Origin of the sequence: Prevotella sp. oral taxon 317 str. F0108 (assembly GCF_000162415.1) — a bacterium.
GTDB lineage: Bacteria > Bacteroidota > Bacteroidia > Bacteroidales > Bacteroidaceae > Prevotella > Prevotella conceptionensis.
In genome coordinates this window covers 635248-644440 of the sequence record NZ_GG740073.1, presented here as the reverse complement: position 1 = coordinate 644440, position 9193 = coordinate 635248, and the positions used below count along the sequence as shown (strand labels likewise).

At 49.8% G+C, this 9193-nt stretch carries 6 protein-coding genes and 1 pseudogene; all 7 read right to left on the bottom strand.

The genetic code is table 11. From position 1 onward, the window contains the following. A pseudogene (locus HMPREF0670_RS16715) lies at positions 1-257 on the bottom strand (hypothetical protein); the annotation flags it as partial. An 11-nt stretch (positions 258-268) separates the two neighbouring features. After that, the gene (locus HMPREF0670_RS09100) at positions 269-1882 is read right to left on the bottom strand and encodes a right-handed parallel beta-helix repeat-containing protein (protein ID WP_044078023.1); all 1614 of its coding nucleotides are present in this window, start codon (positions 1880-1882) and stop codon (positions 269-271) included. 202 nt (positions 1883-2084) lie between these two features. Beyond that, positions 2085-3008, bottom strand: a complete 924-nt coding sequence (locus tag HMPREF0670_RS09095) for a hypothetical protein (protein WP_009230864.1) — start codon at positions 3006-3008, stop codon at positions 2085-2087. Between the two features lie 237 nt (positions 3009-3245). Then, positions 3246-4325, bottom strand: a complete 1080-nt coding sequence (locus HMPREF0670_RS09090; RefSeq protein ID WP_009230863.1) for a hypothetical protein — start codon at positions 4323-4325, stop codon at positions 3246-3248. A 64-nt stretch (positions 4326-4389) separates the two neighbouring features. Beyond that, complete coding sequence (locus tag HMPREF0670_RS09085; RefSeq protein ID WP_009230862.1) at positions 4390-5556, bottom strand: SPFH domain-containing protein; 1167 nt, start codon at positions 5554-5556, stop codon at positions 4390-4392. A 1560-nt stretch (positions 5557-7116) separates the two neighbouring features. After that, positions 7117-8400 (bottom strand): DUF1302 family protein, encoded by a 1284-nt coding sequence (locus HMPREF0670_RS09080; protein WP_009230861.1) that lies wholly within the window; start codon positions 8398-8400, stop codon positions 7117-7119. Next, positions 8397-9173: an outer membrane lipoprotein-sorting protein gene (locus tag HMPREF0670_RS09075; RefSeq protein ID WP_009230860.1), complete on the bottom strand. Its 777-nt coding sequence runs from the start codon at positions 9171-9173 to the stop codon at positions 8397-8399. The genes HMPREF0670_RS09080 and HMPREF0670_RS09075 overlap by 4 nt, the downstream gene beginning before the upstream one ends. Positions 9174-9193: the final 20 nt, after the last annotated feature.

Sequence of the window (9193 nt, the reverse complement as noted above, 5' to 3'; positions counted from 1 at the left end):
TTTACATCAACAAAAGTCCAATAGATATTTTTCTGTTTTAATTCCTCGTGAGCGTAAGGTATGTCATGTAGACGGCCTTCGTTATTGAGTTTTCTGAGAATCTTTCTAATAGGCAGCCCATTTCGATGGTCTTTCTTAAAGATACCTTTATCAATAAACAACCCCATAAGTTCCAATGCCGGCACCTGTCTGGGGTTGGTTTTATCAGCAAAGTAAGCGCTCAACACGCTGTTAATTGCCTGTATACGTTCTTGCATCAAGTTTTTTGTCATGGTCTTTGGTATGTGTTGGTTGCCACTTTCACGGGTGCAGAGAAACCATTCCCGTTCCATTTCAAGTAATAGAAGCGCATAGTGTCGCTCCCGATGTTTCTCACACCGATGTTCTTACCCTTTCGAGGCAAGTCGCACAATGTGCCTTCTAGCTGCGTTAACCGCTTATGCACAGCGAGGTCGGGCGTAAGTGTTCGGGTTGTGGGGTCGTAATCGTAGGCCATGCACACCTGAGAAGAGAACGTATCACTCTCGTAAGTGAGGGTAACAATCAGCAACTTATGGCCGTTATCGCGTTTCCAAAGGGCAGCATCTAGCTTTTGACCGTTTTCGCATTCCACATAAAACCAGCCGCCAATCGTGTTGTACACCACGATACCATAGTTGGCATCAGACACGGCGTAGGTGCTGCTCTTGGCATTAACGGGCGATTGGGGATGCTCAAAGTTGAAACGTTCGTAGCGTCCCTGCTTTTTAGAGAACCTCACAACAAACTTCTGCGGACTGCCTTCTAAGCCCTGCCACGCCTTACAAACGGCAATGGTGAGGTCTTTTACGTTGTCGGTCTTGACGGAAGCCGGGAGTTCCACACCCATATCTTTCCATCCTTCAATCAATTCGCTGCCCCATTGCGCCTCATCCGAGAGATTATCTTCTTCCTCACCGCATTCGCAGTCGGCCTCATCTTCCCCGTCTTCGTTGTCGGCGTTGCTGTCTACATTCTCCTGTTCGCGCGAGGCTTTAAGGTTGGGTCTGCCCTCAGGACCCACATCGCGCGGGCTCAGTTCGTTGTTGTCGCGGCTATACGATGTTGCCCCGTGCTGGTAAACGTCGATGTTTCCCAAGTCGCCCGAATGGTGAATTTCGCAGTCGCGCAACGAAAGGTTGGTCTTTTCAACATAAAAAAGCGGCCCTTGGTTTTGCGCAAAGCGGCATCTGGAGAATGAGGTATTGGTGGCATTGGCCAGGGTGATGAGCGTAAATTCACGGCAACGATAGAAATCACTGTCGGTAAACGTCACGTTGAAACAGTTACGCAGGGTCATAATGCCATAGCTGCAATCGCGTATAATGCTCTTGGTGAATTTCACTTCGCGTGTGTCGGTGGCTGTGATGCCTTCTGTTCCACAGCCGTACAGGTCGCATTTGTCTATCTGTACCCCTTCACAACCATCAAATTCCAACACGCCGCCCTCGCAATATCCTTCGTCGGTGTGTCCTAAGGTGAGGTTACGAAGAGTGATGTTATGGGCACTCCTAAAACTGATCACATAGGCATAACGCGGCCGCACGATGAGTGCAGCCCCCTTAGTGCCTTGGATGATGAGGTTTTTACATTGGTCGAGCACCAGCTGATGGCCGTCGAACATGCCTTCTCTGTTCACTTGTTTAGTGGGATTAGACCCTGCGGACAAGTCGCTCATGTTCGCTTTCTGTGCGAGATCGTCGAATTCCATCACGTCAGAAAGGTTGATAACACCGCTAACAGTTATTGTTCGGTCGGACCCCAAGGCCTTGATAAAGTCGTGCGCCGTGCTTACCTTGTATTCTTTCGCTGCCAACATGCCTGCAAGCATGAGCAGCAATGTGAGTAATGATAGCTTTTTCATATCTGAGTTTATAAGTTCATGAGTTGACGAGTTCACCAGTTCACCAGTTGACGAGTTTACAAGGTTTTTATTAACGAGTTAACAAGTTTGTGGGCGTTAGCCATTTTTTCACCTTTCCACCTTTTCACCCTTTCACCTTTAAAGGGCGTTAGCCATTTTTTCACCCTTTCACCCTTTCACCCTTTCACCCTTATAAGCCTTTTCACCTTTTTGGCAAATCTTTTAGTTCTTTCGTCACTTCCAGGATGCTCAACAGGGCCGTTCTACCGTTTTTCTCAACCCTTATTCTACCTATGCGCTTGTCCACCTTCACCACCTTGCAGTCTGGCACGAACGTGTTGCCAATCTTAGCAAATACAGAGTCGCCCACAGCATAGTCCACATTGAAAGGAATTAGCTGGCATTTCTCTCGTTCGGCCACCCATATTCGGTTCCCGGCATCAGTAAGCAACAGCTTATCGTCCTTGATGTTCACGATAATGGCGGCCCTCCATTTGCCGTTATCGTTTACCGCTACGGATGCTCCCGACATCCATTCGCCGCTTTTCAGCACCTTAAACGAATTGGGCCGCAACTCTTCGTTGGCGTGACTGTTGGCAAACCCTCTGCCGTCGGCCTTGTAGTCGAGGTCTAAGTAACACACCTTTGGCGTTAGCTGTTTGGTATCGTCTACCACAATGGCGCGCTGCAACCCTTGTCCCGACTGCCACCACGTTAGCAAAACATCGCCATTTTGTGCCTTTTCGCCTTTTGGCAGAGGCATTACCAGTGCCTGAGGCACCTTTATTTCTTCACTCATACCCGCTACGGTTATCGTGTTCTGCCCCACCTCCTTAATGGTAAAGCAGTATATGGGCAGCAGGGTCGCAGTAAGGTCTTCACCTCTTTGCAATGCACCGCCATAGAAAGCAGCAGGCGAAAGCACCGTCTGCCCCACTTCCACATCTTTCAATGTGAAGTTGCGGGGGAAGTCCCAAGGGAACGAATCAGTAGGCTGAACACCATTCGTTCTTCCTATGCTATCCCCCCTATCCGAGCCGCCAGTACCGCCGCCTCTGCTCTCACAGGCGTTAAACAGTGTACCAAAGGTTACGACCAAGGCCGCAACAACAAGCATTCGTTTCATATTTTCAATCGATTAAGGATTATATACCACATTGGCAGTGGGCAGCACGCCAGCATGTCCAACAGGTGTATGGCCCCCTTTGCTCACACATTCTTATTTCAATGCCGTTCTTCGAGGCCTTTCGTTTCCGCCAAGTCCATACACTACAACCGCCCTGCCCCCCTTTCTCGGCATGCAAGCCCCAACCTTTCGCCCACCCCTTAACCGTAATGAAACGAAATTAAAGGCCAGATGGAGCTAGCACAACCAGAAATAGAACAGCAGTGCCACCACCACACAAGCCAGTATGGTGAGGGTAACTTTCAGCTTGTCGAGCGGATAGTTGCCAGTTATCTTGCCCGTTCTGCCGTTCACCACAAATTGGTAGGCCTTGCCGTTAAAGTGGAAGACGCTTATCCATAGCGGCAACAATATCAGCTTAAACATCACGTTGTTGTACATCGTGTACATCTCGGTAATTCGTTGTCGGTCGCCGCCAATGTCTTCTTTCACCCTTTCTTCAATCTCGTTTTCCATCTTACCCTTAGCCGCTGTCAGGCCTTCACGAAAGTCGATGGTGTAAAGGTCGGTGATAAAGCCCGCCAAGAACTCCGGGTTGTATGGCACCAGCTTGTTCAAGTCCCAAAGAACCAAATCGTTGAGGATGTTGTTGGGCAAGGCTTTCGTGGCAGGAACGATAACATCGTCGAAACCAACTTGCACCGTGCCGCGTGTCGTTTTCCAGTCCGTCACCGTCCTACTCGTTGTATTTCCCTTCTCATCCTGGCTTTCCTCGCGGCGGTCAATCCCCCTTTCTCCCGTATAGCGCGTAACGGTATCGGCATCATACGTCCAGAAGGGCAGGTAAACGCCCTTGAAACCATCCGTTTGTACGCCGCCTTTCTTCAGTTTCGATGGTGCGAACCACTTTCTGCTGAGCCAGCCATTAAAGCTGTCGTTGCACTTGTCTTTGGCAAATTCGAAGGGCAGGATGTAGTTGGGCTGCCAAAAACGGCGTTCTTGTGCATCCTGCATGATGAGCGGCGTGCCGCAGAAGGCGCACGTTGCCGACGATTTTTCGGGCGGCAACGTGGTGAAGGCCCCACATTGTTGACACTTCACCTCCACCGTGCTGATGGTTTGTTCGTTCAGATTTTCGTCTGATTGCTCGGCCCATTTGTCGTAGCTGTTTTCCTTAACGGCAGCCGGCGTAAGGTCTAGTTCTTTGGTTGAGCCACAATAGACACATTCCAACATCTTACGTTTGGGCGAGTAAGCCATCATGCCCCCACATGCGGGGCATTTGGTTTGTAGGGCATCGTTTATGCTTAAGTCCATAGTTAGGGCTGTTAGTGGATAGGATAAGGGCAGGCCGTAAGGCTTTTGGCAGCAGGTGTGGGTTTTACGTTCCAGGTGGCGGCGGCGGTGGCGTTGCGCCGAAGAGGGCGGCAAGTGCGGGCACATTCTTAGCGAACTCCCACGATGCCATGCCGTTGGCCCACACATACGTATCGCGTGTTAGCTGCCCGTTTTGCGCCATCTGCTGCAATTGGGGCATGCCGAACGGACCTTGCTGTTGGCCGTTTACCGACAAATGGAACATGGGTTGCGGCGGCGGAGGCGGCGGCATACCCGGTGCGCCTGCACCCACGGCAGGCTGTTGCGGGGCTTGTTGCGCGCCCGGCTGCGCCATCTGCCCAGCCATTTGGTTCGCCATTTGGTTCGTCATCTGGTTGGCCATGGCAAATCCCATGCCCATACCCATTGCGTTTCCAGCAACGTTTCCGCCGCCATTGGCAGCTCCTTCCACAAGCGAATCGGCAAATTGCATCTGCGTATAAGCACCCATATTGCCGATAACGCCCATGCTTGTGCGCTTGTCGAGAGCCTTTTCAACGGCTTCGGGCAGCGAGATATTCTCCACCAAAAAATTCGTTAGTTCCAACCCATATTCCTCAAAGTCGGGTTTCAGAGCCTCGGTAAGACTGGCAGAAAACTCATTCAGGTTGCCAGCAAGGTCTAAAGCGGCTATCTTGCTCTCGCCCAAATGGTCGGTAAACTTGGTGATGACGAAGTTGCGCAGTTGTTGGGTAATGCCTTCGGTGGTGAAATTGCCGTTTGTTCCGGCCACGTTGGTAATGAACTTTCGCGGGTCGGCGTTCACCCTGAAACAATAAGAGCCAAAGGCGCGCATGCGGATAGGGCCAAATTCGGGGTCGCGCAGCATGATGGGGTTGGCCGTTCCCCATTTAACGTTGAGAAACTGCTTGGTGTTAACAAAATAGACATCAACCTTAAACGGCGAGTTAAACCCATATTTCCAGCCCATAATGGTGCTCAGTATGGGCATGTTGTTGGTATTAAGCACGTGTCTGCCCGGTTGGTAAATGTCGGCGAACTGCCCTTCGTTTACCAATACAGCCACTTGACTTTCGCGCACGTTGAGTTGTGCGCCGTTTTTTATTTCCGATTGATAGCGCGGAAAGCGCCATATCATGGTGTCGGTGGTGTTATCAGTCCATTCTATAATGTCTATAAACTCGTTTCTGAGCTTGTTGAAAAGTCCCATACGCTTTAAGTTTTGTCCAGTTAATAGTTATGGCTCTCGCCCTTAACCGGGCCATTTGCATACCCTCTAAAACAAGTGCCATAGTTCCACTTTTGTAAAGATGATACAAAAATAGTAATTGTTTTTCAATCTTTCAAATAATATTGATGTTTTTTTCTTCGAACACATTTACGTGCCGCACATATTGCCGCCAAGACAAGAAAATAAAGGCTAATTAGGCACATTTTGCGCCTTCGTGCCAAACGCCGTTCATCAAGAAACATTATCGTATAAAAGTAGTAAAATGGGGTTTTGCCCATCCTTTCGATGTTGTTCGCCGCACCTCTGCGTTTTAACCGTGCAACTTGCCAACCCGTAAACTTGCATCTTGTAATGTTTTCAGTACGAATTTTAACATTATGAGTGCCCATTTTGCCCACCAACCGCCCACCTTGCCGCAGAAAATCGATTCTCGCGGAGGTTTGGCTTGGTGCAAAATGGGGCCTGCTTGTGCATGCGGCATAATGAATATTTATTACAAGCAACCGCCATTTGCACCTGTTTTGGGACTGTTTTCAGCAAAATATAGTGCAATATAGTGCTAAATGCAGTGCAATATGCCGCTAAACACAATGTGTTTTGGTGCTAAATGCAGTGCGTTTTGGTGCAAAACGCAAGGTAAAATGGTGCAAAACGCAGTGCAAAATGCTGCTAAACGCGATACAAAAAGCATAAAAATACGCCCCAATGGTATAAACATAACCTTCTAGAACCATGAAACACATGCCTAAAAAGGGCAAAATAGCTATTAAAAAGTGGAATTTTAGGGTCTAAAAGTGGGTTTTTGGGCGTAAATAATAATGGGGTTGGCAACCAATCTAGAAAGGCTAAACGGTACAAAATGCAGGCTTTTTCTTAAAAACGGACATATCGGAAGGCGAAAAAGAGTAGAAATATTGCCCATTTGCATACTTTTTGACCTTAATTTTCGCTAGAACGGCGCGAAATTTGGAGATGTTTTGTAAAAATAAAAATAAGAATTTAAGTTTTTGAGTTGATGGGTTGGTTAGTTGACGAGTTAACAGGTTAACGAGTTGACAAGGGTGTGAGGTGGTGAGTTTGATGGGGGTGGTTAGTTGACAAGTTAACAAGTTAACGGGTTGACAAGGGTGTGAGGTGGTGAGGTTGATGGGGTGATGAGGGTGTGAAGTTGTAAGTTTGTGCGTTTATAATATAGTGAGTTCATCAAGCTTACGGGTTCATCAAGCTTACGAGTTATCGTCAAACAGAATTGGATTTGGGTTGCGCTATCCCCCACAGGCGTGCCCATCAGGTCTACGGATGCCTTCATGGCGCAACTCTTTGTGCGCCCAATCACCGCTACACGGCGGCTGCCGAGGGGCGAACACCCTTTATTGTAATTGGAGTTTCGGGCCCGTTGATGAAACGTCAACCACGTTTCTTAAATCCAATTCTGTTTGACAACAACAAGTTTACCGGCAGAAAAGTTAACGCGTCAGCCGCGGTTCACCCGTTAACGCGTTAACAGGCACGGCCTTCTTTTCGCCTTACCATCTTTACCTAAAAGCCATACTTCAACTTAACCCACACTTCAGAATTTCGCGAATACATGGCAAACATGCCTGCATCGGCATGGAAATAGTCGTATCCGGCGGTAAGACTAATTTGGTCGTTGAGGTCGTATTTGCATGAAAGGCGATTGAATACGCCCCCATGCGACACGTCTATGTAGGCAAAGGAAGACAGAGCCAGCGTGTTGCGAAATAGCTCTTTGGAAACCCTCACTGTTGCCACGCCTGTGTTGCGAAGAACAGAAAGCCCCGCAAGACTACCGCCTACATGCTTATGAGCATATTGCGCACTGAGCATCCAGTCGTTACCCACGTACCAATCTACACCCAACAGCGCGTTAAAGACATTGCGCCCTTGCACCTCGCTGCCAAATTCTGCATTCTGCACTTCGTTTAAGTTGGCGGCCAATTCGCCACGAACCACAAACCTGCCAATGGGAAACGAGACGTCGGTGCCGAACATCGTTAGGCGACGATAGTGGCCAACAACCGTCATAGCAGCACCCGCGGGGTCTACGGCATAACTGAAAGCGGGCATCTTATTCCAGGTGTGTAAGCCGCAGAAAGAGAAGTCTATGCCACTGAGATTTACCGAAAGCCTTCCGCCGAACTCCACGTTGCGCAGCCGCGTTTTGGGTTTTCGGCTGTCCAAGTCGAACGTGTAGGGCATCGGTGCATCGATGTGCGTGGCCCAGGGGTTACGCTCATCGGTGGGCTGGATGAAGAAATCGCTCACGGGGATGCAAACCAGCTCTACATTAAATGCCTGCCTAACGAGCCTCAACCGAAAGGCATTAACGGGCGTTCGGATGTCGTCGTAGTCTTGTGCAAGGAACTCCGTATAATCCATTGGCGATATTTGGTCGGTAAGCCGCAAGGCATCCGCCACGCCCCAGATGATAATCTGTCGCCCTGCACGCAGGTCTACATGGGCGTTTGCATACGATAGGTAGGCCTCGCGCAGCGTAATGCCCGTTTGTTCTTTCAGCAAGGCGTTGTAGATGGCGTTCATCGAGACGAACAGCCTTGCGCCGCCTTTCTCCAACGTCAGTTCTCCACGCGCCCTTGTTCGCGAGGCCAGCCACTCGCCTTTGCCTTCGGTTCGGGCGGCATGATAGGTGTCGAGAAAGCCCTTTACCTGCACTTGCAGCTCATCAGCAGGTGTTTCGCCCACCAGCAACGTATCGGTTGCCGTGTCTTCATCCTGCGCCCCCGCCTGCGCCGACACCGCCAGCGCAAGCAGGAGCAGGAGCATAAGCCTTGCCGTTTTCATATTCCCTTTTCTAATCTAGCAACAGTAAACAGCGCCGCATCTATCTTCAGGTCGAACTTTTGGTCGCTCATTTGGAGGATGGTTTTGTGCCCTGTCTGCACATTGCTCATCTCCATGCGCCCCATCACCCAAAAACCTTGCACCTTCGAGACGTTGCTTACCACAAGACTGCGGTGCAACTTGTCGAGCTTATCGTAATATTCGGCCTTAACCACCACCGCGCAGTCTTGCCTTATCCAGGTGATGCGCTTGGAATATATCCCGTGTTTATCGTTGGGAACCGACTGCACCACCCAGCATTTCTGTCCTCCGAGCATTTCTTCGCGCAGCAAGGTGTGGGTTTCTTCGTCCACGTTGCGGCTGCTCATGTCGTCGTACGTAAAGTCGCTACCCATGAAATAGTCGGTTTTCGACGACTTTCCGCTGATGCGCCTTGTTTTTTTCATGGCGGGCAGGTATAGCCAACGGTCGTCTTCGCGTTTGGCATTGTCGTAGTCCCAGGTAAGAAAACCCGTGCCTTTCACGTCGCCCGGGTAGGTAAAGAACATCACCCGCTTGCTGTCTTTTCCCACATCCATAGCCCACGAAACGAGTTTGCGTTCGCGGCGATTGCCGTTTTTCTGTATCAAAGTCATCGTCAGTGCGGCATAACGGGTGTCTCCGTCGGGCCGGTTCTTCACTTTGAGCATCACGTCGCGCCCCGTTAGGCCGGCAGCAGACGCCGAAATGGCCGAACACGCCAAAAGGATTGCACTTAAAAATATTGTTTTCATTGCTATGATATTTATTTGAT

What these genes read in the sequence shown, in the direction of transcription:
- HMPREF0670_RS09100 (WP_044078023.1), bottom strand. Translation starts at nt 1,882, where the DNA reads ATGAAAAAGCTATCATTACTCACATTGCTGCTCATGCTTGCAGGCATG.
- HMPREF0670_RS09095 (WP_009230864.1), bottom strand. Translation starts at nt 3,008, where the DNA reads ATGAAACGAATGCTTGTTGTTGCGGCCTTGGTCGTAACCTTTGGTACA.
- HMPREF0670_RS09090 (WP_009230863.1), bottom strand. Translation starts at nt 4,325, where the DNA reads ATGGACTTAAGCATAAACGATGCCCTACAAACCAAATGCCCCGCATGT.
- HMPREF0670_RS09085 (WP_009230862.1), bottom strand. Translation starts at nt 5,556, where the DNA reads ATGGGACTTTTCAACAAGCTCAGAAACGAGTTTATAGACATTATAGAA.
- HMPREF0670_RS09080 (WP_009230861.1), bottom strand. Translation starts at nt 8,400, where the DNA reads ATGAAAACGGCAAGGCTTATGCTCCTGCTCCTGCTTGCGCTGGCGGTG.
- HMPREF0670_RS09075 (WP_009230860.1), bottom strand. Translation starts at nt 9,173, where the DNA reads ATGAAAACAATATTTTTAAGTGCAATCCTTTTGGCGTGTTCGGCCATT.